Annotated in this window: 26 protein-coding genes; 16 read left to right on the forward strand and 10 right to left on the reverse strand. The window is 70.1% G+C overall.

What is annotated here, in order from left to right; translation table 11 throughout:
- Nucleotides 1-21: 21 nt before the first annotated feature.
- Nucleotides 22-840 (forward strand): mechanosensitive ion channel family protein, encoded by an 819-nt coding sequence (locus ACFOWZ_RS37900; RefSeq protein ID WP_382378775.1) that lies wholly within the window; start codon nt 22-24, stop codon nt 838-840.
- 45 nt (nt 841-885) lie between these two features.
- Here ACFOWZ_RS37900 and ACFOWZ_RS37905 read toward each other — a convergent pair whose 3' ends face one another.
- On the reverse strand, nt 886-1242 hold the full coding sequence (locus ACFOWZ_RS37905) for a DUF6401 family natural product biosynthesis protein (RefSeq protein ID WP_382378777.1): 357 nt from the start codon (nt 1240-1242) through the stop codon (nt 886-888).
- Between the two features lie 113 nt (nt 1243-1355).
- Here ACFOWZ_RS37905 and ACFOWZ_RS37910 point away from each other — a divergent pair, with 113 nt between their 5' ends.
- Nucleotides 1356-1697 (forward strand): hypothetical protein, encoded by a 342-nt coding sequence (locus tag ACFOWZ_RS37910; RefSeq protein ID WP_382378778.1) that lies wholly within the window; start codon nt 1356-1358, stop codon nt 1695-1697.
- Nucleotides 1698-1808: 111 nt separating this feature from the next.
- Nucleotides 1809-1943 carry a DUF3072 domain-containing protein gene (locus ACFOWZ_RS37915; protein WP_382379028.1) on the forward strand — a complete coding sequence of 45 codons (135 nt, stop codon included), beginning with the start codon at nt 1809-1811 and terminating at the stop codon, nt 1941-1943.
- Here the strand turns inward: ACFOWZ_RS37915 and ACFOWZ_RS37920 are convergent.
- Both ACFOWZ_RS37920 and ACFOWZ_RS37925 read right to left on the reverse strand, forming a co-directional pair.
- A complete protein-coding gene (locus ACFOWZ_RS37920; protein ID WP_382378779.1) occupies nt 1903-3375 on the reverse strand; it encodes an aminotransferase class I/II-fold pyridoxal phosphate-dependent enzyme in 1473 nt (490 codons plus the stop codon). The genes ACFOWZ_RS37915 and ACFOWZ_RS37920 overlap by 41 nt on opposite strands.
- Before the next feature lie 36 nt (nt 3376-3411).
- A complete protein-coding gene (locus tag ACFOWZ_RS37925; protein ID WP_382378780.1) occupies nt 3412-4125 on the reverse strand; it encodes an AfsR/SARP family transcriptional regulator in 714 nt (237 codons plus the stop codon).
- Between the two features lie 130 nt (nt 4126-4255).
- Between ACFOWZ_RS37925 and ACFOWZ_RS37930 the strand changes: the two genes are divergently transcribed.
- From ACFOWZ_RS37930 to ACFOWZ_RS37950, 5 genes are read left to right on the forward strand one after another with little or no spacing between them, the layout of a single operon-like run.
- The gene (locus ACFOWZ_RS37930) at nt 4256-5119 is read left to right on the forward strand and encodes a manganese catalase family protein (RefSeq protein WP_382378781.1); all 864 of its coding nucleotides are present in this window, start codon (nt 4256-4258) and stop codon (nt 5117-5119) included.
- 13 nt (nt 5120-5132) lie between these two features.
- Complete coding sequence (locus ACFOWZ_RS37935) at nt 5133-6347, forward strand: Nramp family divalent metal transporter (RefSeq protein WP_382378782.1); 1215 nt, start codon at nt 5133-5135, stop codon at nt 6345-6347.
- Complete coding sequence (locus tag ACFOWZ_RS37940; protein WP_382378783.1) at nt 6347-6757, forward strand: DUF2243 domain-containing protein; 411 nt, start codon at nt 6347-6349, stop codon at nt 6755-6757. The genes ACFOWZ_RS37935 and ACFOWZ_RS37940 overlap by 1 nt, the downstream gene beginning before the upstream one ends.
- A 9-nt stretch (nt 6758-6766) precedes the next feature.
- The gene (locus ACFOWZ_RS37945; RefSeq protein WP_382378784.1) at nt 6767-7231 is read left to right on the forward strand and encodes a general stress protein; all 465 of its coding nucleotides are present in this window, start codon (nt 6767-6769) and stop codon (nt 7229-7231) included.
- Nucleotides 7232-7234: 3 nt separating this feature from the next.
- Entirely contained in the window at nt 7235-7735 is a 501-nt protein-coding gene (locus tag ACFOWZ_RS37950) for an MSMEG_6728 family protein (RefSeq protein ID WP_382378785.1), read from the forward strand.
- Here ACFOWZ_RS37950 and ACFOWZ_RS37955 read toward each other — a convergent pair.
- Nucleotides 7669-8586 carry an anti-sigma factor RsbA family regulatory protein gene (locus ACFOWZ_RS37955; protein WP_382378787.1) on the reverse strand — a complete coding sequence of 306 codons (918 nt, stop codon included), beginning with the start codon at nt 8584-8586 and terminating at the stop codon, nt 7669-7671. The two genes, ACFOWZ_RS37950 and ACFOWZ_RS37955, sit on opposite strands and share 67 nt — an antisense overlap.
- A gap of 172 nt (nt 8587-8758) precedes the next feature.
- Between ACFOWZ_RS37955 and ACFOWZ_RS37960 the strand changes: the two genes are divergently transcribed.
- The 4 genes from ACFOWZ_RS37960 (at nt 8759) to ACFOWZ_RS37975 (ending at nt 12084) form a co-directional block, all read left to right on the forward strand.
- Entirely contained in the window at nt 8759-8929 is a 171-nt protein-coding gene (locus ACFOWZ_RS37960) for a hypothetical protein (protein WP_382378788.1), read from the forward strand.
- A complete protein-coding gene (locus tag ACFOWZ_RS37965) occupies nt 8917-9126 on the forward strand; it encodes an STAS domain-containing protein (protein ID WP_382378789.1) in 210 nt (69 codons plus the stop codon). Before ACFOWZ_RS37960 ends, ACFOWZ_RS37965 begins: the two co-directional genes overlap by 13 nt.
- Before the next feature lie 55 nt (nt 9127-9181).
- Nucleotides 9182-10354: a PP2C family protein-serine/threonine phosphatase gene (locus ACFOWZ_RS37970; protein ID WP_382378790.1), complete on the forward strand. Its 1173-nt coding sequence runs from the start codon at nt 9182-9184 to the stop codon at nt 10352-10354.
- 530 nt (nt 10355-10884) lie between these two features.
- Nucleotides 10885-12084, forward strand: coding sequence for an HNH endonuclease (locus tag ACFOWZ_RS37975; protein WP_382378791.1), 1200 nt, complete (start codon nt 10885-10887; stop codon nt 12082-12084).
- A gap of 739 nt (nt 12085-12823) precedes the next feature.
- On the opposite strand, the gene ACFOWZ_RS37980 is transcribed toward ACFOWZ_RS37975, so the two are convergent.
- Entirely contained in the window at nt 12824-12952 is a 129-nt protein-coding gene (locus ACFOWZ_RS37980) for a hypothetical protein (protein WP_269083657.1), read from the reverse strand.
- Between the two features lie 37 nt (nt 12953-12989).
- Nucleotides 12990-13421, reverse strand: coding sequence for an Lrp/AsnC family transcriptional regulator (locus ACFOWZ_RS37985; RefSeq protein WP_382378792.1), 432 nt, complete (start codon nt 13419-13421; stop codon nt 12990-12992).
- Between the two features lie 81 nt (nt 13422-13502).
- Here ACFOWZ_RS37985 and ACFOWZ_RS37990 point away from each other — a divergent pair, with 81 nt between their 5' ends.
- Nucleotides 13503-14888 (forward strand): pyridoxal phosphate-dependent decarboxylase family protein, encoded by a 1386-nt coding sequence (locus ACFOWZ_RS37990; RefSeq protein WP_382378793.1) that lies wholly within the window; start codon nt 13503-13505, stop codon nt 14886-14888.
- Here the strand turns inward: ACFOWZ_RS37990 and ACFOWZ_RS37995 are convergent.
- On the reverse strand, nt 14885-15496 hold the full coding sequence (locus ACFOWZ_RS37995; RefSeq protein WP_382378794.1) for a TetR/AcrR family transcriptional regulator: 612 nt from the start codon (nt 15494-15496) through the stop codon (nt 14885-14887). The two genes, ACFOWZ_RS37990 and ACFOWZ_RS37995, sit on opposite strands and share 4 nt — an antisense overlap.
- Nucleotides 15497-15501: 5 nt before the next feature.
- Nucleotides 15502-16737 carry an MFS transporter gene (locus ACFOWZ_RS38000; protein ID WP_382378795.1) on the reverse strand — a complete coding sequence of 412 codons (1236 nt, stop codon included), beginning with the start codon at nt 16735-16737 and terminating at the stop codon, nt 15502-15504.
- A 60-nt stretch (nt 16738-16797) separates the two neighbouring features.
- Here ACFOWZ_RS38000 and ACFOWZ_RS38005 point away from each other — a divergent pair, with 60 nt between their 5' ends.
- The gene (locus ACFOWZ_RS38005; protein ID WP_382378796.1) at nt 16798-17574 is read left to right on the forward strand and encodes an SDR family oxidoreductase; all 777 of its coding nucleotides are present in this window, start codon (nt 16798-16800) and stop codon (nt 17572-17574) included.
- 1 nt (nt 17575) lies between these two features.
- Here ACFOWZ_RS38005 and ACFOWZ_RS38010 read toward each other — a convergent pair whose 3' ends face one another.
- Together ACFOWZ_RS38010 and ACFOWZ_RS38015 are read right to left on the reverse strand one after the other, a co-directional pair.
- Nucleotides 17576-18724: an NAD(P)/FAD-dependent oxidoreductase gene (locus ACFOWZ_RS38010; protein WP_382378797.1), complete on the reverse strand. Its 1149-nt coding sequence runs from the start codon at nt 18722-18724 to the stop codon at nt 17576-17578.
- Entirely contained in the window at nt 18721-19041 is a 321-nt protein-coding gene (locus tag ACFOWZ_RS38015; RefSeq protein ID WP_382378798.1) for a bifunctional 3-phenylpropionate/cinnamic acid dioxygenase ferredoxin subunit, read from the reverse strand. The genes ACFOWZ_RS38010 and ACFOWZ_RS38015 overlap by 4 nt, the downstream gene beginning before the upstream one ends.
- Before the next feature lie 131 nt (nt 19042-19172).
- Between ACFOWZ_RS38015 and ACFOWZ_RS38020 the strand changes: the two genes are divergently transcribed.
- The gene (locus tag ACFOWZ_RS38020; RefSeq protein ID WP_382378799.1) at nt 19173-19952 is read left to right on the forward strand and encodes an IclR family transcriptional regulator; all 780 of its coding nucleotides are present in this window, start codon (nt 19173-19175) and stop codon (nt 19950-19952) included.
- Nucleotides 19953-20164: 212 nt separating this feature from the next.
- Nucleotides 20165-21451, forward strand: coding sequence for a serine hydroxymethyltransferase (gene glyA, locus ACFOWZ_RS38025; RefSeq protein ID WP_382378800.1), 1287 nt, complete (start codon nt 20165-20167; stop codon nt 21449-21451).

Below are 21451 nucleotides of genomic sequence, written 5' to 3' on the forward strand. Positions count from 1 at the left end.
CCCGCGCGAAGGGAGTTCGACATGGACTTCGAACAGGGGCTCACCGACGCCTGGCGGGCGGTGGCGACGTTCGTGCCCAAGCTGGCGGCCTTCCTGCTGATCCTCCTGATCGGCTGGTTCGTCGCCAAGGCCGTTTCCAAGCTGGTGGACAAGGTGCTCGAACGGGTCGGGTTCGACCGGCTCGTGGAGCGCGGCGGCATGCGGCAGATGTTGTCGCGCAGCAAGTACGACGCCTCTGACCTGCTCGCGAAGCTGGTCTACTACGCGCTGCTGCTGATCACGCTGCAGATCGCGTTCGGCGTCTGGGGTCCCAACCCCGTCTCGGAGCTGCTGACCGGCATCGTGGCGTGGCTGCCCAAGGCCGCGGTCGCGATCATCATCGTCGTGGTCGCTGGCGCGATCGCCAACGCTGCCAAGGACTTCATCGGCGGCGCGCTCGGCGGGCTGTCCTACGGGCGGGTGCTCGCCAACATCGCGTCGATCTTCATCTGGGCGCTCGGCATCATCGCGGCGCTGAACCAGATCGGTGTCGCCACCACGGTGACCACGCCGGTGCTGATCGCGGTGCTCGCCACCGCGGGCGGCATCCTGGTCGTTGGCGTGGGCGGTGGCCTGATCCGGCCGATGCAGCAGCGGTGGGAGGGCTGGCTGGGGCGCGCGGAGGCGGAGCTGCCGCAGGCCCAGGCGCAGGCCGAGGCGTACCAGCGCGGTCGTGAGGACGCCGTGCGGACCGGTGCGGAGACCGCGTCCATCCCGCAGGCCGACCCGGTCGCGACGACGCAGCGGCAGGTGCCGGTCGAGGACCCGGTGCTCGGCGCGCGGAGGCCGGAAGACCGCTGACGGTTCGTTCACGACGAGGCGCATCCACCTGGGTGCGCCTCGTTTCTACGTGAGCTCGGGAAGCGCGTGCACGTCGTCGGTCAACGGCTTCACGTCGTGCAGGTGCGCCAGCTGACAGATCGCCATCAGCCTGACGCCGAGCCATGACGTGTGGGTCCACTCCGACTCGAGCGCGTGGTCGAGCAGCCCACGCCCGTACGCGGCCAGCAGCACGACGGCGCCCACCGTGCCGGCGCCCTCGACGCCGAGCAGCAGGATGTCGCGCACCGCCGCGCCGTGCTGGTCCACCTCGGCGGCGAGCGCGGGCGTGACGGCCAGCGCCGCCCACCCCGTCACGCCGATCCGGTCGGACAGGTCGGAGATCCACTGCCGCGCGTTCTTCTCGCGCCAGGTCGCACGCATCCCGCCACGGTAGCCGCGCGGGGTGAAGTCCTGGTTTGAGGGCTCGCGAACCGGGTACTCGGGCGCGGTGCGTCAAGCAGTCGGCGCAAGGATTCCGGCTGTGAAGGCAGGCGATGACCGTGACGACCGAACTCGACGACATGTCGTTGCAGCAGCTGCGCGTGACCGCGTTGGAGAAGCTGGACAACGCTGTGTGCACCGCACTGGCCAACGTCGATTCCGACGAGGCCCGCAAGGGGTTGACCGAGGCGCTGGCCGCCTGCGCGAACGCGGACGCCGGGGTGTCGCCGCAGGTCGTGGCCTGTGTCGAGGCCGCGGACGAGCACCTGGCCTACCACGAGCGGATGGAGGCGCGGACGTTGCTGACGGTGGCGCACCGCCTGATGTCCCGCGTGCGGCGGCCGCTGGCCGTGCCGGGCCCGTCCACGCCGGGTGACGTCGTGCTGAAAGGCTGATTGAGCCGCCACTGTCCGGGGTATCTCGAACGCGTGTTCGAGTGAAAGGGGGCGGTCGTGAACCGCACGCCGGAGAAGGACCCGCAGGACTGGACGACCGGTGACGAGCCGATGACCGGTCCGCAGGAGTCGTACCTGCACACCCTCGCCCAGGAAGCGGGCGAGGAGGTGCCGGACGAGCTCACCAAGGTGCAGGCCTCGCAGCTCATCGATCGGCTCCAGGAGAAGACCGGACGCGGGAGTTGACGACCCGCACGCTCTTCAGCTCCGGGTCGGCCGGGTCCGGCAGCTGCATGCCGGCGGCGAGCCCGCTGCGCACGTAGTCCAGCACCTCGTCGGTGATCACCTCGCCGGGCAGGATCGCGGGCGCGCCCGGCGGGTACGGCGTGATCATCTCCGCCGCGATCCGCCCGGCCGCCCGCTCGGCCGGCACCTGCTCGACCTCCGCGAAGAACGCGTCGCGCGGCAGCATCGCCGTCTCCAGCTGGAGCTCGTCCGGCGTGGGCAGGTCGACGGGCTTCGGGGTGGGCAGATCGGCCTCGGTGAGCGCGCGCAACGCGTCGACGAGGATCTGCGCCGTGCGGTGGTCGTCGGCGTGGGTGAAGTGGGCGACGACCCGCCGGTGATCCGACAGCCCGAGCGTGACGCGCTGGTGTTCGCGCAACCAGTCCGTGGCCTGGTAGCCGCTGATGTCGAGTCCCGACACGTCGATGACCATCTTCAACGGGTCGTACGAGTGCACGAGGTCGCCGAACTCCATGACGTGCAGTCCCGGCAGTTCGTCGATGGCGGCACGGGTGGACCCGGCGAGTGCGAGCGCGGCGGTCAGCAGCAGTTCGCCGTGCTGCACCATCTGCCGGCGCCAGCCGTCGAGGGTGGCGTAGACGAGCGAGGTCGGGCTGGTCGTGCCGAGCAGATCTTCCCTGGCCTTGAGCACGTTCGCGTCGACCAGGTCGCCCTGCAGGTGGAACACCGAGCTCTGCTCGACCGCGGCACCGGACTTGTGCACGCTCGTCACGACCACGTCGGCACCCGCGTCCATGCCCCACGGCGGCAGGTCGTCGTGGAACGGCAGGTGCGCGCCCCACGCCTCGTCCACGATCAACGGTTTGCCGAACGAGTGGCACACCTCGGCGATCTCGGCGATGTCACCGCACGTGCCGTAGTCGGTCGGCGTGACCAGCAGCATGCCCTTGGCCTCCGGCTCGGCCTCGAACAGCTCACGCACCCGGTCCGCGCCCGGCGGGTGCGCGAGGTGCCGTTCCGCGTCCCAGTTCGGACTGATCCACACAGGACAGACGCCGCTCAGGATCAGCCCGGACACCACGGACTTGTGCGCGTGCCGCGGCACGATCAGCTTCTCGTGCGGTCCCGCCACGGACAGCATGGCGCTCTTGACCGACAACGAGCTGCCGCACGTGGAGAAGAACGCCTTCTCGGCGTGGACGGCGTGCGCCATGAGCTCCTGGGCGTGCTCGATCACGCCACCGTGCATCAACCGGTCGTCCAGGCCGTTGAGCGCGAGCACGTCGGCCTCGAACACCTGCTTGCCGAGCACGTCCAGCACCCTGGGGTCGACGCCCTTGCCCTGGCGGTGTCCCGGCGGGGTGAACGGCACGTAGCCGCGCTCGCGGAACTGCTGCAACGCTTCCAGCACCGGTGCCTTGCTGTGGTCCATGCCGGGTGAGTAGCCCGAACGGCCGCACTTCGAACATCAACGCAGCAAAGGTCGCACGAGCTCGTGAATGTGCGCCGACGGTTCGAGGCCGAGCTCCGCGCGCAGCTGCCTGCGGTAGCTCTGGTACTGCCGCACGGCCTGTGCGGGATTGCCGTCGGCCAGGTGCAGCTCGACGAGCGTGCGGTGGGCGCTCTCCCGCAACGGGTCCGTCTGCACGGCGGCGAGCGCGGCCTGGTGCGCGTGGTGGTGATCTCCGCACGACCGGAACCGGTCGCTGAGGGTCTCCAGTGCCCGCAACCTGGCCTGCCACCACCAGTCGCGCTCGGCCTGCACCCACGGCTGCCACCACCCCGGCAGCAGGTCGGCCTTGAGCATCCCGACGGCCTCCGGTCGTGCCCCCGGTGCCGCGGCGAACGCGCACGCACGCCGGAAGTCGACCTCGACGTCCTCGCCCAGCACCAGGGCGTCCTCGGTCGCCACGACCAGCGGTGTGGACGGTTTCGCCAGCCGCCACAACGACGACCGCAGGCACGCGGACGCCCGTCGCGCCGTCGCGTCCGGCCACAGCAGCGTGGCCGCCACCTGGCGCGGCACCGGGGAGTCGCGCAACGCCAGCAGGGCGAGAAGCCTGCGCGCGCCGGGCACCACGTGGGCCGGAGAGTGGTCGAGGTCCAACCGGAAACCGCCCAGCAGCTGGATGTGCACCCGCGTCATGGCGGCCGAGTGCCCGGTGGTTGCGCGCTCACACATCTCGTCGACGAAATTGCTCCGTCCTGACCAGCTGCGGTGACGCGGCCGTGTCGTGCGGGTGGTGACACCGAGCCGAGCGCGTCACAGCGGCTCCCTAACTTCGCCGTGAACCCCGAGCAAGGGAGGCGAGATGTTCCTGCACACCAGCAGGTTGCAGTTCGAGGCGAGGCCCGATCGCCCGGACGCGCACTACGCGCGCAAGCTCCAGGAGCTGATCGGCGGCGCGTACGGCGAGATGACCGTGACCATGCAGTACCTCATGCAGGGCTGGAACTGCCGGATGGAGGGCAAGTACAAGGACCTGATCATGGACGTGGCGACCGAGGAGATCGGCCACGTCGAGATGATCGCGACGATGGTGGCGCGGTTGCTCGAGAACGCGCCCGCCGAGACGACCGCGCAGGCGGTGGCGGACGACCCCGTGGTGGCGGCGGTGATCGGCGGCATGGACCCGCAGCAGGCGATCGTCAGCGGCGGCGGGCCCACGCTGTCGGACTCGAACGGCGTGCCCTGGAACGGCCGGTACATCGTCGCCAGCGGCAACCTCATGGCCGACTTCCGCGCGAACGTGGCGGCGGAGGCGCAGGGCAGGCTGCAGACCGCGCGGCTCTACAACATGACCGAAGACAGCGGTGTGCGCGACATGCTGAAGTTCAACCTCGCCAGGGACACCCTGCACCAGAACATGTGGCTCGCCGCGATCGAGGAGTTGCAGGAGGACGGTCTCGAGGGCCCGATCTCACCGAGCGCGCTGTTCGACGAGGAGTACGCCGAGCACGCGAGCGCGATCTGGCACAACTCCGACGGGCCGGCAGGCGCCGAGGGCGGCTGGGCGTCGGGCACCGCACCGGACGGCGTGCACGAGTTCTCCTACAACATGAACCCGGAACCGTTGGGGGACAAGGCGTCCGCGCCGAAGCCCGATCCGCTGCTCTACGCCACCAGCCCGGCGAACCTCGGCCTCATCGAGAAGGCGATCCGCAAGCTCACGTGAGGAGGGGGCTCTGATGGTCGGCATCACGGTGCCAGCTCGCGTCCGGTCGGCCGCCGTCGTCATGGGACCCGCGTTCGTCGTCGCGGTCGCGTACGTCGACCCCGGCAACTTCGCGACGAACATGGCGGGCGGCGCGACGCACGGATACCTGTTGTTGTGGGTGATCGTCAGCGCGAGCCTGCTGGCGATGTTCGTCCAGTACCAGTCCGCGAAGCTGGGCATCGTGACCGGCCGCAACCTGCCGGAGCTCTGCCGCGAGCACTACCCGCGTCCGGTCACCGGCCTGCTGTGGGTGCAGGCGGAGCTGGTGGCGATGGCCACCGACCTGGCGGAGTTCGTCGGCGCGGCGGTGGCGCTGAACCTGCTGTTCGGCGTGCCGCTGCTGCCGGCGGCCGGCATCACCGCCGTGGTGTCGTTCGGCATCCTCGCGCTGGCGCCGTTGCGGCGGCGCCGGTTCGAGTCGGTGATCATCGGCCTGCTCGCGATCGTGCTCGGCGGTTTCCTCTACCAGACCCTGCACCTCGGCCCGCTGACCGGAGCGGCGGCGGGGCTGGTGCCGGGGTTCGCCGGGGTCGACAGCGTGCTGCTCGCCACCGGCATGCTCGGCGCCACGGTCATGCCGCACGTGATCTACCTGCACTCGGCGCTGACCCAGCGCCACCACCGGCCGGGTGACGTCCGCGGGGTGCTGCGGGCGAGCCGCACGGACATCGTGGTCGCCCTCGGGGTCGCCGGGATGGTGAACGTGAGCATGCTCGTGGTCGCGGCCGGTGCGTTCCACCAGGCGGGGGCGCCGCGGGAGTCGTTGGAGGACATGCACTCCGGGCTCGGTTCGCTGCTGGGACCGGGTGCGGCGCTGGCGTTCGCGCTGGCGCTGCTCGCGTCGGGGCTCGCCGCGTCCAGCGTCGGCACCTACTCCGGCCAGGTCGTGATGGAGGGGTTCCTGCGCCGCCGGATCCCGTTGTGGCTGCGGCGCGCGGTCACGATGGCGCCCGCGCTGGTCGTGCTCGGGCTCGGCGTCGACCCGACGAAAGCGCTGGTGCTGAGCCAGGTCGTGCTGTCGTTCGGGATCCCGTTCGCGCTCGTGCCGATGGTGCTGCTGGCCAGGCGCCGGGACGTGATGGGCGCGTCGGCGAACCGGCGCGGGGTCACGACGGCCGGTGCGGTGGCGGCATCGGTGATCTCCGCGTTGAACCTTTTCCTGCTGGTGAGGACGGTGACCGGGTGATGCTCGCGGCAGTGGTGCTCGGAGTGGGGATCGGAGGGTTCCTGGACGGGATCGTGGCGCACCAGCTGCTCGGCTGGCACCACATGCTTTCCGGCTGGTATCCGCGTGAGGACATGGAGTTGATGATGATCGGCGACGGGCTGTTCCACCTGTTGTGCCTGGTCATCGTGCTGGTGGGGGTGGCGCTGCTGAACCGGCGGGCGCCGTTGCCCGAGCGGGTGCTGCTCGGCGGGATCCTCGCGGGGTGGGGCGTGTTCAACCTCGTCGAGGGGCTGGTCGATCACCAGATCCTCGGCATCCACCACGTCCGTCCAGGTCCTGGTCAACTGGCCTATGACCTGGCGTTTCTCGCCTCGGGTGCGGTGCTCCTGGTGATCGGGACGCTGTTTGCGCGTCGCGCGCGCGGGTAGCCGTCCGGTGTGGAAATCGAACAGAACGTGACCGCGCCGGCCGCCACCGAGTCGAGCGTGCTGGCCAGCTTCCCCGACTACGCCGACGCCCAGCGGCTCGTCGACCGGATGTCCGACGACGGCTTCCCGGTGGAGAGCGTGCGGATCGTCGGCGAGGGCGTGCGCACCGTCGAGCAGGTGACCGGCCGCATGACCAGGGGCAGGGCCGCCGCGGCCGGTGCGGCGAGCGGAGCCTGGTTCGGTGTCTTCATCGGACTGCTGTTCGGGCTCTTCACCGCCGGTGCCGCCTGGGTGTGGATGCTGTTGATCAGTCTCGTGATCGGTGCGTTCTGGGGCGCGGTCTTCGGGTTCGTCGCGCACTGGAGCACGCGTGGGCGGCGGGACTTCTCGAGCGTGATGACCCTGCAGGCGCGGCGGTACGAGGTGCACGTCGACAGGGCGCAGGCCGCGCAGGCCGCGAAGTACGTGCTCTGATCCGTGCAGACGTTCCTGCCGTACCCGGACTTCGCCGCCACCGCCCGAGTGCTGGACCGGCGGCGCCTCGGCAAGCAACGGGTCGAGACGCTGCAGATCCAGCGGGCGCTGGTGGTGCCGGGTCACGGCTGGCGCCACCACCCGGCGGTGCGGATGTGGACCGGTCACGAGGAAGCGCTCGTGCGGTACGGCGCGGAGATCTGCGCGGTGTGGCGGGAGCTGGGGTTCCAGGACACGTGCGAGGCGACCATGCGGTCCGACCTGGCGCGTGCGAAGCAGGTCGTGGTGGTGCGGACTCAGGAGGAGCTGGCCGTCGCGGGGGAGCTGCCGGACTGGCTGGGGGACGAGGCGCTGCACCGCAGTCACCAGTCGGCGCTGGTGCGCAAGGACCCGGAGCACTACCGCCGGTTCTTCCCTGACGTGCCGGCCGACCTGCCCTACGTCTGGCCGCCGACGCTGGCCCGCACGGTGAACCCCTCCGCGTCGCGGCCCATCGACACGTAGTCGCACGTGCGGTGCAGGATCCACAACCCGAGCCCCGCCGACTCGGTCGCGGTGGTCGGCACCAGGCCCGCCAGCGGGTCCGAGGGGCCGGGACCCCTGTCGGTCACCGCCACGACCACGCGCCGCTCGTCCGCCCACAGCCGGAACCGGATCGGGGCGACGCCGTACGTCAGGCCGTTCGTGACGATCTCGCTGGCCGCGTAGACCAGGTCGTGGGTGTCGTCCTCGCTCAGTCTCGTCGTGCCGATGGCCGCGCTGACGGCGGCTCGGACCGCACCGGCGGTCGGGTCGACGAGCTCGACCAGTGGACACGCCTGTTCCAGCACGTCCGGGACCTGCGCGGAGTGGGGGAGCCCTTCCACGAAGCCGGGGTTCGCCACGGGTGTGCCGGACGGGGAGGCGATGTTCGGGTGCGTGCGCACCACGTCCGCGAGCACTTCGGCCGGCGTCGTCCTCGTGTCGTACGGGCACAGGCCCCACACCGGGAACTCGGCGTACGCCTGGTTGGCCGCGGCCTCGTAGCGGGCCCACCAGTCCCACCGCACGCCGACGCCGGGGTGCGGCACGTCGCCGACGACGCGCATCTGAGTGGCGCCACCCGCGGTGTGGTCGCGGAAGAGGTCGCGGTAGGTGGTGATGGCCTCGGACGGTCGTGAGTACTGGTCCGCGCCCGGCAGGTACATGATCGAGGTGTCGCCGAGCGCACCTCGCAGCAGAGCGGTGTTCTCCTCGGCACACGCGACCACGGTGGGTTCGCCCGCGCGCAGGCCGCCTTCGAGGAACGGCACGACGAGCGCGAGGAACTCGTCGTCCGCGCCGTAGAAGGCGGTCTCGTGGAAGAAACCGGTCACGGCGACCGATGCTACGCGCGCTTGCGGTGGGCCATCCGAGCGAACCTGGTGACCGGGCAGTTCTCCCCGTGCCCGGCGGTCGGCGCGCTCACGTGGACTGCGCTACGGTCGGACCGGGTTGAGCAGCCAGCCCTCCGTGTGACGGTCGTGCCGTCCATCAGGAGGTTGCCGCGTGCTCACCGACGGTGAAGTCCCCTTCCACGCCACCAGCGAGACCGTGGGGGCCGCCGTCGTGGTGCAGGTCGCCGGCGAGCTCGACTGCGCGACGGCGGCCGAGTTGTCGGACCGCCTGGGCGCCGCGGTGCGCTCGGTCGTCCCTCCCCCCCGGTCGTGGTGGACCTGACGGGCCTGAGGTTCCTCGGCGCGGATGGCATCGGTCTGCTGCTGAACCACCAGGACCTGTGCCTGCGGCGGGGCGGCGCACTCGTGGTCGTCGCGACCAGTGCCGCGGTGCTGCGGCCGTTGCAGGTGCTGGAGCTCGTCGACGTGCTGGGTGTGCAGTCGTGCGTGCTGGACGCGCTTCAGGAGGTGCCTGCCTAGTCAGTCCACAAAGGATCCGGGAGGAGGAGCGCCCACGGACGACCCGTCGTTCGTCATGCTCGCCGACCTGCTCGAGGACAGCCACCTCATCACCTTGGAGCAGCTGCCCGGGCTGGTGGGCCAGCGCGCAGCCGCCGCGGGGTTCTCCGAGATCCTGATCATGCTGACCGACCTGCGCGAGGAGTCCCTCGTCACGCTCGATCCCGGTGGTGTGCGCAGGTTTCCCGTGGACGCGAGCCTCGCGGGGAGGGCCTTCCGGGACGTCGCCCTGATCACGACCGCGTGCGAGGGCGGCCGCCACTTCTGGATCCCGTTGCTGGACGGGACGGAACGCCTCGGCGTGCTCGGTGCCGTCGCCCCCGACGACTCCCGGTCCACTGTGGACCGGCTGAAGGCGTTGGCCTCGCTGGTGGGCCTGATGCTGGTGAGCAAACGACCGCACAGCGACACCTACCAGCGGCTCGTGCGCACCCGGCCGATGACCGTCGCCTCCGAAGTCGTGTGGCCGCTGATGCCGCCGCTCACGTTCGCCACGAACAACCTGGTGCTCACCGCCGTCCTGGAACCGGCGTACGAGATCGGCGGCGACGCCGTGGACTACGCGATCACCGGTGACGTCGTGCACCTGTCGATGTTCGACGCCATGGGCCACGACCAGTCGGCCGGCCTGACCGTCGCGCTCGCGACCGGCGCGTGCCGCAACCACCGCCGCCGCGGCGTGGGCCTGGTCGACACGAGCATCGCGGTGGACGAGGTGATCGGCGAGCAGTTCGGCGGCCTGAGGTTCGCGACCGGCGTGCTGGCGGACCTGAACTACCGCACCGGTGTGCTCAGCTGGGTCAACCGGGGCCATCCGCCACCGCTGCTGATCCGCCAGGGCAGGTGGGTCCGCCAGCTCTCGTGCACACCGTCACCGCCGATGGGCTTCCGCCTGCCCGCGACGCCGGTGCTGTGCCGCGAGCAACTCGAACCCGGCGACCGACTGCTCTTCTACACAGACGGCATCGTCGAGGCGCGGGACCGCCGCGGCCGCCAGTTCGGCCTGAAGCGGTTCGCGGACTTCGTGATCCGCCGCGAGGCCGACGGCTGCTCGGCGCCCGAGACGTTGCGGCGGTTGATGCGCACCGTGCTCGACCACCAGAGCGGCCGCCTGCAGGACGACGCGAGCGCGCTGCTGGTGGAGTGGCAGCACGACCGCGAGAAGTCGTTGACCGTCCGCGGAACCTAGTGGCGTGGCCCGGGACGCCGGCGATCTGGGCAGCCTGCTTCCCAACTCCTTGAACTGCACGTCGGTCACCCCGTCGCCGCGCGTGCTGGGTGGTTCGGCGCGGGTTCCAGCGGGGTGGGTCGCGTGCCATGCGACGTCTCATCTTGCGTTGGTGGTCGCGCAGGCCGTGATGACGAGCTTTGGTTGCGTCATCGCCGCTTCGCGACGATTGCGATTGGGGCTTGACTTCGGGGCCCTTGCGAGGCGCTGTGTCGGGCGGAAAAGGCCGGATGCTTCGCACCCGCCCGATCCGAAAAGGCTAGCACCTCGCTCCCAAAGTCAAGCCCCAATCGCACTCGTGCGTGGTCGCGTTGGGTTGTTCGGCTCACCTCATTACCGCTTGCCCTCGTTCGCATTGCCCGATTCGGCTCGGCTTCGCCATCGCCGCTTGCCTTCGGCTTCGCGGATCACGTTGCCCGGCTGGTTGGTTCACCCTATCGTGTTCCGCTTTTCCCGTTATCTTACTGTGATCTTGCGGTAGATTAGAACACGTGATCGAGACCCGACTCCTCTCCACCGACGAGCTGCTGCGCAGTCTCGTCGATGAGGTGACGGAAATCCGGGTGCGCGAGAATGCTGCGTTGCAGATCGTCGCCGAGTTGGATCGGCGCGGAGCCGCGAGCGAACTCGGTTACAGGAATCTGCCGCAGGTGCTGCGACACGTCGTCCGCTGGGATCTCCACATCGCCAAGCGATGGATCGACAATGCCGCGCTGCTGACCAACGAGATCACCCCGACCGGCAGCGAACTCGCTCCGGTGCTTCCGCTGACGGCGGAGGCGGTGGCCGAGGGTGCATTGTCGATCGACCACGTCGCAGCGGTCGCGGCGGTGATGAAGACCGTGCCCGCCGACCAGGAGGTCACTGTGGTGGGTTACGCCCGTGACTTCGAGCCCCATACGGTCCGCACCCTGGGCGACAAACTGGCCTACAGCCTCTTCCAGGACGATCCGGAGCCTCGAGACCCCGAGACTGCGCCGCCGCCCGGCAACGAGCACAGGATGCGTTGGAAGAACGGTCGGCTGGAGATCTGGGCGAAGCTGGAGAAGGTGACTGGCGCGAAGTACGAGGCGTTGCTCGATCCGCTGGCCAAGCCCCGCCCGATCACGGCCGACGAGGGACCGGACCTGCGCACCCGCGAGGAACGCGAGGGTGACGCCCTGGCCGAGCTGGTCGACTTGATGCTGCGCGCCGAGCAGTTGCCCGAGCACGGCGGCGAACCGGTCACCCTCACCTTGACGATGCCCTACGAGGACCTCGCCAACCAGGTCGGCCACGCCACGCTTGACAATGGCGACCGGGTCCCGGCCGAGCAGGTGCGTCAGCTGGCCTGCAACGCGGGCATCATCCCGATGGTCATGGGCGGAGCAAGCCAGCCACTCAACGTCGGCCGCAAAACCCGCACCTTCCCGGCAGCAATCCGCCGAACCCTGGTCACCCGGGATCGGGGCTGCGCGTTCCCAGGTTGCGGCAGGCCGCCACGGCAGTGCGACGCCCATCACATCCGCTACTGGGCCAACGGCGGCGAGACATCGGTCGACAACGCGGTGCTGCTGTGCCGCCACCACCACACGCTCATCCACCAGAGCGAGTGGGAAGTCGGGCTGGTCAACGGGATGCCGACGTTCTACGCACCGGCCTGGCTCGACCCGCAGCGAAGTCCCAGGCGCAACCTGATCAACACCGCCTGACCAGGCGGTGTTGATCAACGACGCTTGCCCACGGCACGGCGGCATCGATGCCTGCCGCCGTGCCGCAGACCGGCACCCTCGCCGCCGCTGCCGGATCATGCCGAGGCCCCCACCACCAGCGCCTGATCACGCCGGGGCACCCTTGCCGCCGCTGCCTGGCCATGGCGAGGCACACTCGCCACCGCCGACGAACCTACGGCGGCATGGGCGGCCGTTCCTTCCTCCTGCGTGATGCTTCTCCCGAGTGGAGACTATTTCGCGAGGATAATCCCGTGAGGTCAATTCGGTAAGGCTACGTCTAGTGCGGCCAATCTCGCGAAGCCGAAGCCGAAGCCAAGCGGCGATGGCGTAACCGAGCCGAATCTCCCACCACAACGCAGGCAATGGCGAAGCCAAGGACCCGCCAACCGCGATGGCGAAGCCGAGCCGGACAGGGCAATGCGTCATCGGGCAAGCGGTAATGAGGTGAGTCGAACAACCCAACGCAACCACGTACGTTTGCGATTGGGGCTTGACTTTGGGTGCGAGGTGCTACGCTGGTTGGATCGGCCGGGCTCTTATTGCCCGGCTTTTCAAGGCCGATGAGCGCCTCGCAAGGGCCCCGAAGTCAAGCCCCAATCGCAATCGTCGCGAAGCGGCGATGACGCAACCAAAGCTCGTCATACGACCCAAAGCGACCACCAACACAAGGTGGCCACACCAGCAAAAGGTGGCCACCCCGCTGGAACCGAGCCGAACCCTAGCCGTGCCTGATCCACCGCAGCACGACCCAGAGCACGACGAGTCCGGCCAGGAGGCCGAGTCCGGACCGGGCGGTGACCACGCGTTCGGTGTTCTCCTGCTTGCTGAGTGCCTCTTCCTTCGTCATCCAACCAGCATGACTCCGGTGCGACCTCGTTCGCCAATCACTTCACGGTCTTCATCGGGAACTGGGAGTTGGTGCGCGCCACGCCCGGCAGCCCGGTGAGCGCCGACATGTAGAGCTGCTCGTACGCGGCGATGTCCGCGACGGCGACCCACAGGTGGTAGTCGGGCTGCCCGAACATCCGCACGCACGACTCCACGGCGTCGATCTCCGCGATCTGCGCCTCGAACGCCTCGATGGTCGCGGTGTCCTGCGCGGCGAGCTCGATGTGCACGAGGACGCGGAAGCCGCGGCCGAGGGCGACCGGGTCGACGGCGGCGTGGTAGCCGGTGATCACCCCGGCGTCTTCCAGCGCCCGCACCCGGCGCAGGCACGGCGACGGCGTCAGGCCCACCTTGTCGGCCAGTTCGGTGTTGCTGAGCCGACCGTCCCGCTGGAGGTGGCGGATGATTGCGCGGTCGATGCGGTCCACTGGCAGATCATGCCACGACCAGCGCCGAACAAGGTGGAAGTAGCAATCGCGTGCCAGCTCGCGCAACATAATCTGCTTGGCGTGAACGAACTGCTGCTGACCGACGACGAACGCGACAGGGCCGGGGGCCGGCTCGTTGCGCTGCTGGACGGCTACGAGCGCGGCCTGCCCAAGGCCGACGTGCTGCCCGCGCTCGACCGCACGCGGCTGGCGGAGCTGCTGGCCACGCCGATGCCGGAGCGGGGCATCGGCGTGGACGCGCTGTTCGACCGCTGGGAGGACACGATCCTGCCCAACTCGACGACGGTGGCGCACCCGCGGTTCCTCGCGTACGTCCTCGGCCCGCCCAACGGCATCGCGCCCTACGCCGAGGCGGTCGCCGCCGCGCTCAACCAGAACTGCAACTTCTCACAGCTCTCTCCGGCCGCGAGCGTCGTCGAGCGGGCGGTGCTGGAGTGGCTGGCTTCCGTGGTCGGGTTCCCCGCGACGTCCAAGGGCATCCTGACTGGCGGCGGCTCGCTCGCCACGCTCCAGGCGCTCGCCACCGCGCTGCACGACCGGGTGCCCGACTTCCACGCCACCGGGCTGCAACGGGATGCGGCACCGCTCGTCGTCTACACGTCCGTGGAGGCGCACCGCAGTGTCGACAAGGCCGCCGCGATCCTGGGCATCGGACTGGACAACGTGCGGCACGTGCGCACCGACGAGCGGCACCGCATGGACGTGCACGCGCTGCGCGCGGCGATCGAGCGGGACCGGCGGGACGGGCTGCGGCCGTGGTGCGTCGTCGCCACCTGCGGCACGGTGTCGACCGGGTCGGTGGACCCGCTCGACGCGATCGCGGACCTGTGCGCGGCGGAAGACCTGTGGTTGCACGTCGACGGTGCCTACGGCGCGCTTTTCCTGCTGTCGGAGGACATGCGCTCGCTCATGGGCGGATGTGCGCGCGCCGACTCGATCACTCTCGACCCGCACAAGCTGCTGTTCGTGTCGCTGGAGGCTGGGTGCGTGCTCGTGCGCGACGGTGCCAAGCTGCGTGACGCGCACGCGTTCGACTCCTCGTACCTGACGGTCGCCGACGACGAACTGATGACCGACTACATGGACTACGGGCCGCAGCTTTCCCGCAACTTCAAGGCGTTCAAGGTGTGGAGCGCGCTGCAGGCGTTCGGTGTGGAGGCTTTCCGTGCCGCGAACGAACGCACGCTCGAACTGGCGCAACGGCTCGGTCGCGGGATCGAGGCCACGCCGGGCCTCACGCTGCTCGCGCCGGTCACGTTGACCGCGGTGTGCTTCGCGGTCGACGGAGCCTCACCGGCTGAGGTGCTCGAAACGCTGGCCGCCGAGAACGTCGCGTTGCTCGGACCCGTTGTGGTGGCGGGGAAGCGGGGCATCCGGGCGTGCATCACCAACCACCGCACCAGCACGGCCGACATCGACCTGATCCTCGAACGACTGCGCCGTTAACTCCGCCAGACGTCGGTGAGGTTGCGGTCGAACATCGTCGCGACCGACACGAGCGCGGCGTCGAGGTCGATGTTCTCCGGATCCACGAGGGCCTGGAGGTGGATGCCGAGGAGTGCGCCGTTGAGCGCCACGGCGGCGGTGCGCTCCTGCTCGGCGGCGGTCTCCGGGTCGACGCCTTCGGGGCGTTTCAGGCGCAGCAGCACCTCGATGCCCTCGCGCCGCCGGGCGAAGAAGTCCCGGTACTGGGTGTGCACGACTCCCCGTTCGCCGAGCGCCTCGACCAGGATCATGAACACCAGCGCCGAGTTGCCGGTGCGCAGGAGCTCCGCGGTCTCCGCGAACACCTCGCGCAGCGACGGGACGGACTCGTAGCGCTCGGCGGGCCAGATCCGTTCGACCGCGCGCTCGACGACGGCCATCACGAGGCCGTCCTTGTTCTTGAAGTGCCACGGGATCGAGCCGCGGCTGATGCCCGACCGCTTCGCGATGTCCACAAAGGACGTCCGGTCGAACCCGCGTTGGGCGAAGAGCTCCTCGGCGGCGTCCAGGATGCGGCGGCGGCTCTCGTCACCGATCTCGTCGATCCGGCGCTGCCCCGGTGAGTTCACGGCGGTCATCGTACGACCCGTGCGATGTCGCGGAGCACGTGGCGCGCACCGAAGATCAGCACGAGCCCGGCGATCGCCGACGCGGACGGCGCGACCACGGCGATCGCCGTCCGCACGCCCCAGAGCTGTTCCGCCGCACCGGTCAGCAGTGCGCCGCCGAGTCCGCCGACGAGCGCCACGAACACGCCGACGAGGGCGAAGGCGGTCGCGCGGATCTCCTCGGGCGTCACCGAGGCCACCACCAGGCTCAGCGCGATGACGCCCGCGAAGGTCATGCCCTGGGTCACGATCCCGATCACGACGTACGTGGTGACGTCCGGCGCGTGCGCCTGCACCGCGAACCCGACGCCCAGCAACGTCAGCGCGACCGCCGCCAGGTGCACGCACGCCTTGGGGCTGCGCCGGAACAGGCGATCGCTCAACGCTCCGCCCAGTGCCGCACCGGCGAGCCCGCCGACCGCGCAGACGGACGTGATCACCCCACGGGCCGCCGCGCCCTGCCCGAGGTCGTCCTCCAGCACGACGTTGAGGTAGATCGGCACCGTCGTCACGCACATGCCGAACGTGCCGAGCGCGACCATCACCCGCACGAGAGACGGAATCTTCGCCAGGCGGGCGAACGCACCTCGTGGCGAGGAATGCGCGCGAACCGGTTCGGGAAGGCGGAACGCCGCCAGCCCGAGCAGCAGCGCCGGCACGGCCAGGAAGGCGAACGCCCAGCGCCACGGCTCGTGCTCCTCGGGGATGAACGCCGCGAACGCCGCTGCCAGCAGCGGTCCGGTGACGATGCCCAGCGGCTGACCACCGCGGTGCAGACCCAGCACGCGTCCGCGACCGGCCGGGGGATAGGCGTCGACCAGCAGCGACGCCTGGATCGGGCCTTCGTTGGCCTTGCCGATGCCCGCGACGACCCTGACCGCGGCCGCCTGCCAGAGGTTCTGGACCAGCCCGAGCACCCCGGCCGCGGCCGCCCACACGAGCGTGGCGACGCCGGCGATCGTCGTGCGGCGGCGCCGGTCTCCGAGCAGGCCGAGCGGCAGCGCGGCGAGCGCGACCATCACGCCGGCCAGGGCGCCGACGACACCGACGGCCGCCGTGCTGAGGCCGAGCGACTCGCGGATCTCCGGGGCGAAGACCACGAACATCACGTTGTCGACGCTGTCCAGGACCTGCAGGCCCACGAACACCCCGAGCGTCGCGCGGCCACCGGTGGACAGCACCTCGCCGAGCGTCATCTCCATGCTGAGCAGGCTACTGTGTCAGTCAACACAGAGATGTCAGCTCAGCACAGAGGTGGTCTCATGAGGGAGTGGAAGGGCTCGGTCGCCTTCATCACCGGCGGCGCGAGAGGCATCGGCCTGGGCATCGCACGCGCTCTGGGCAAGCGGGGTGTGAAGCTCGCGCTGGCCGACGTGGACGAGCCCGCGCTGGCCCGCGCGGCCGAGGAGCTGCCGGGGGCGGTGCGGACGTTCCGGCTGGACGTGCGGGACCGCGAGGCGTTCGCCGTGGCCGCAGACGAGGCCGAACGGGCGCTGGGGCCGGTCGACCTGCTGTTCAACAACGCGGGGATCGTGCCGCACTCCGCCGTCGAGGAACTCACCTACGCCAAGTGGGACCTGGCGCTCGCCGTGAACCTGACCGGCGTGATCAACGGGATCCAGACGTTCCTGCCGCGCCTGATCGAGCGCGGGTCGGGGTACGTCGTGAACACCGCGTCGGCCGCCGGGCTCGTGTCCGACCCGAACCTGCTGTACGCGACGGCGAAGTTCGCGGTGGTCGGGCTGTCGGAGTCGTTGCGGCTCAACGTGGCGAAGCACGGGATCGGGGTGAGCGTGCTGTGTCCGGGGCCGGTGGACACGGACATCGTCGCTCACACCCGGTCGTTGGAAGAAGGGGTCGCGTTGAGGGACGACCTCGTGCCGGCTGTGGCGGCGTTTCTGGCCGGCGGACCGGGTATCGACGCCGTGGGGGAGATGGTGGTGGCCGGGGTGGAGCGCCGATCGCCGTGGATCTTCACCGGTGACGAGGTGCGGCCGCACCTGGAGAAGCGGGCGGCCGCGTTGTTGGAGGCCTTGTGAGTCAGACAGCCGCGAGCTGGCGACGCATCCTGCTGAACAGCTTCGGGTTGTTCATCGCGAGCACACCGACGGACTGCCCGGCCCGGCGGAACTCCGCGACGAACTTGCGGTCGTCCGGCGACCCGTCGATCACGGCGACCTCGTCCGCGCCCGTCGTCTCACCCGCGAGCTGCAGCCGGACGCCGTACTGGTCGGACCAGACGTAGCCGGACGGCCTGAACTCCTCGAGCGTGGTGCCGGCGAGGAGGTTGCGGACGGCCACGACGGGCTGTTCCGAGGCGTTCGTCCAGTGCTCGTGCCGGACGTGGGTGCCGTCGGGGGTGCGGTAGCGGGCGACGTCCCCGACAGCGACCACCGACGGGATCCCGGTGACGCAGCCGTGGTCGCACAGCACTCCGTTGTCGAGCGCCAGGCCCGAGCCGTGCAGCCAGTCCGTCGCGGGTTCCATGCCGATGCCCGCGACGACCACGTCGGCAGGGAGGCGGGAGCCGTCGCGCAGCACGACACCGGTCACCCGCGTGCCGTTGTCCAGATAGGACTCGACGCCGACGCCGAGGCGCAGGTCGACCCCGTGGTCGGCATGCAGTTCCGCGCACAACGAACCGAGTACGGGCCCGAGTGCGCGTGCCAAGGGCACCGGCGCGGCTTCCACGACGGTCACGTTGAGGCCGAGCGAGCGGCAGGTCGACGCGACCTCCGCGCCGATCCAGCCCGCACCGACGACGACAACTCGGGAACCTGGCCGCAGATCCGCTCGCAACGCGACGGCGTCGTCGAGCGTGCGCAGGGTGTGGACGCCGGACAACGCGGCGGTGCCGGGCAACGTCCGTGGCCGGCCGCCGGTAGCGATCACCAGGCCGTCGGCGCGCACGACCTCACCGGTGGAGAGGTGGATCTCGCCCGCGCTCGGGTCGACCCGGTCGGCACGGACTCCGAGTCTCCACTCGGCGCCGAAGTCCTCGTCGGCCAGTGTCAGCTCCTCGGCGGGCAGGGTGCCCGCGAGGAACGCCTTCGACAGCGGCGGCCGGTCGTACGGCGCGTGCACCTCTTCGCCGATCACCACGACGCGTCCGTCGAAGCCCTGGTTGCGCAGCTCCTGCACGGAACGCAGGCCCGCCAGCGACGCGCCGACGACGGCGATCGTCCTCACGCGACGGCCTCGCGGCTTCGCGTGTCGACGTGGATCACGCCGTTCTCCACCACGACCGGGTACGTGCGCACCGCCTTCTTGGCCGGCAGGCACGTCGGGACGCCGGTGCGCAGGTCGAAGCTCGCCGCGTGCAGCGGGCACTCGACGAAGCACCCCTCCAGCCAGCCCTCGGACAGCGACGCGTCCTGGTGGCTGCAGGTGTCGTCGATGGCGTAGAACTCGCCGTCCGCGTTGAAGACGGCGATCGCTCCGTCCGGGGTGGAAATGCGCACGGACTCGCCCACGGGCAGGTCGTCCACGGCACCAGCGGTGATCATCTCGAACCCTCCGTTGCGTATTACGGAACAGGGTGTGCGATACGCAACAGCAGAATGGCTCAGGCGGACAGGCGCGTCAAGCACCGTTTCGGCTGATCAAGGTGGTTGCGCCAATCGGTTACCGTTGCGTCATGAGCAACAACGAGGAGGCGCGCGACCCGGCGCTGGTGCAATCGGTCGATCGGGCGGTGGCCGTTCTGGAGCTGCTGGCCCGCAACGGGGAAGCGGGGATCACCGAGATCGCCGCCGAGCTCGGGGTGCACAAGTCGTCCGCGTCCAGACTCGTTCACACGCTTCAGGCCAGGGAACTCGTCGAACAGGACGGCGAACGCGGCCCCTTCCGCATCGGCCTCGGCATGCTCCGCTTCGCCGGTGCCGTGACCGGTCAGCTCGACTACGTGCGGGTGGGCGGTCCGGTCGTGTCGGAGCTCGCGGACCGGCTGGGTGAGACGGTCAACATCGCGGTCCTCGACGGCGACGTCGCGCTCAACGTGAGCCAGGCGCGCGGCGGTTCCGCGGTGGCGGCGCAGAACTGGGTCGGCCAGCGCACCCCGCTGCACGCCACGTCGAGCGGCAAGGTCCTGCTGGCCGCGGCGCCGCGTGACGAGCAGGAACGCCTGCTGTCCGGTGACCTGGCGGCCTGCGCCCCGCGCACGATCACCGACCCGGTCCAGCTGAGGACGGTCCTGCGGCGCACGGCACTCGACGGGTTCGCGACCTGCATGGAGGAGCTGGAGGCGGGGCTGCACGCCGTCGCGGTCCCGGTGTTCGGCTCGCACGGCCACGTCGTGGCGGCGATCAGCGCCGCCGGGCCGGCGTACCGGTTCTCGCAGAAGCGCATGCCCGAGATCGTCGAGGAGCTGCGGGTCGCCTCGCGCGACCTCTCCGTCCGCATGGGGCACCCGGTCTAGGCGATCTCCGCCCGCGACGAGCCCCCGGTGAACGCCGGGGGCTCGTTCGCGTTTCAGGGCTGTGACCACCCGGAACGTCGTAGTTCCGGATGCCTCCGTCCGTGCGACAGGGTCTTGACAACGGCCTGAGCGGGGCTCACGGTGATGCCCGCCGCAGTTGCATAATGCGAACAACGTTGCGTATTACGGAACTCGCTCGGAAGGGTCGGCCGTTGTCACTCTCCGCTTCCACCTCAGTCCTGGACGTGCACCTCGACGAGCTCGACCCCGAGGTCGCCGCCGAGATCCGCGCCGAGCTCCACCGCCAGCAGTCGACGCTCGAGATGATCGCGTCGGAGAACTTCGCGCCGGTCGGCGTGCTGCAGGCGCAGGGTTCGGTCCTCACGAACAAGTACGCCGAGGGCTACCCGGGACGCCGGTACTACGGCGGGTGCGAGCACGTCGACGTGATCGAGACGCTGGCGATCGAGCGGGTGAAGGCCCTGTTCGGCGCCGAACACGCGAACGTGCAGCCGCACTCGGGCGCGCAGGCCAACGCCGCGGCGATGGCGGCGGTGCTCCAGCCCGGCGATACGATCATGGGCCTGGACCTGGCGCACGGCGGTCACCTGACGCACGGCATGCGGATCAACTTCTCCGGCCGGCTCTACAACGTCGTGGCCTACCACGTCGACCGCGAGACCGGCCGGGTCGACATGGCCGAGGTCGAGCGGTTGGCGCTGGAGTCGCGGCCGAAACTGATCATCGCGGGCTGGTCCGCCTACCCGCGGCAGCTCGACTTCGCCGAGTTCCGCCGGATCGCCGACGCCGTGGGCGCCAAGCTCATGGTGGACATGGCGCACTTCGCGGGCCTGGTCGCGGCGGGACTGCACCCCAGCCCGATCCCGCACGCGGACATCGTCACCACCACGACCCACAAGACCCTCGGCGGTCCCAGGGGTGGAGTGATCTTCTGCAGGCAGGAGCTCGCGAAGAAGGTCGACTCCACGGTGTTCCCCGGCCAGCAGGGCGGGCCGTTGCAGCACGTCATCGCGGCCAAGGCGGTGGCGTTCAAGGTCGCGGCGAGCGAGGAGTTCCGCGAACGTCAGCAGCGGGTGCTCGACGGCGCCGCGATCCTGGCCGAACGCCTCACCCGGCCCGACTGCGCCGAGGCCGGGGTGAAGGTGCTCTCCGGCGGCACCGACGTGCACCTCGTCCTGGTCGACCTCGTCGAGTCCACTTTGGACGGCAAGCAGGCCGAGGACAGGTTGCACCGCATCGGGATCACGGTCAACCGCAACGCCGTCCCGTTCGACCCTCGCCCGCCGATGGTGACGTCCGGCCTGCGCATCGGCACCCCCGCACTGGCCGCCCGCGGCTTCGGCGCCGAGGACTTCGCCGAGGTCGCCGAGATCATCGCGGCGGCTTTGAAGCCGTCGTTCGACGAGACGGCCGAGGCGGACCTGTCCGCCCGTGTCGCGTTGCTGGCCAAGAACAACCCCCTCTACCCCCACCTCTGA

The organism is Lentzea rhizosphaerae, from assembly GCF_042649515.1.
Classification (GTDB): domain Bacteria; phylum Actinomycetota; class Actinomycetes; order Mycobacteriales; family Pseudonocardiaceae; genus Lentzea; species Lentzea aerocolonigenes.

Coding starts and splice junctions, on each gene's coding strand:
- ACFOWZ_RS37900 (WP_382378775.1), top strand. CDS start 22: ATGGACTTCGAACAGGGGCTCACCGACGCCTGGCGGGCGGTGGCGACG.
- ACFOWZ_RS37905 (WP_382378777.1), bottom strand. CDS start 1,242: ATGCGTGCGACCTGGCGCGAGAAGAACGCGCGGCAGTGGATCTCCGAC.
- ACFOWZ_RS37910 (WP_382378778.1), top strand. CDS start 1,356: ATGACCGTGACGACCGAACTCGACGACATGTCGTTGCAGCAGCTGCGC.
- ACFOWZ_RS37915 (WP_382379028.1), top strand. CDS start 1,809: ATGACCGGTCCGCAGGAGTCGTACCTGCACACCCTCGCCCAGGAAGCG.
- ACFOWZ_RS37920 (WP_382378779.1), bottom strand. CDS start 3,375: ATGGACCACAGCAAGGCACCGGTGCTGGAAGCGTTGCAGCAGTTCCGC.
- ACFOWZ_RS37925 (WP_382378780.1), bottom strand. CDS start 4,125: ATGTGTGAGCGCGCAACCACCGGGCACTCGGCCGCCATGACGCGGGTG.
- ACFOWZ_RS37930 (WP_382378781.1), top strand. CDS start 4,256: ATGTTCCTGCACACCAGCAGGTTGCAGTTCGAGGCGAGGCCCGATCGC.
- ACFOWZ_RS37935 (WP_382378782.1), top strand. CDS start 5,133: ATGGTCGGCATCACGGTGCCAGCTCGCGTCCGGTCGGCCGCCGTCGTC.
- ACFOWZ_RS37940 (WP_382378783.1), top strand. CDS start 6,347: ATGCTCGCGGCAGTGGTGCTCGGAGTGGGGATCGGAGGGTTCCTGGAC.
- ACFOWZ_RS37970 (WP_382378790.1), top strand. CDS start 9,182: ATGCTCGCCGACCTGCTCGAGGACAGCCACCTCATCACCTTGGAGCAG.
- ACFOWZ_RS37980 (WP_269083657.1), bottom strand. CDS start 12,952: ATGACGAAGGAAGAGGCACTCAGCAAGCAGGAGAACACCGAACGCGTG.
- ACFOWZ_RS38000 (WP_382378795.1), bottom strand. CDS start 16,737: ATGGAGATGACGCTCGGCGAGGTGCTGTCCACCGGTGGCCGCGCGACG.
- ACFOWZ_RS38005 (WP_382378796.1), top strand. CDS start 16,798: ATGAGGGAGTGGAAGGGCTCGGTCGCCTTCATCACCGGCGGCGCGAGA.
- ACFOWZ_RS38015 (WP_382378798.1), bottom strand. CDS start 19,041: ATGATCACCGCTGGTGCCGTGGACGACCTGCCCGTGGGCGAGTCCGTG.
- ACFOWZ_RS38020 (WP_382378799.1), top strand. CDS start 19,173: ATGAGCAACAACGAGGAGGCGCGCGACCCGGCGCTGGTGCAATCGGTC.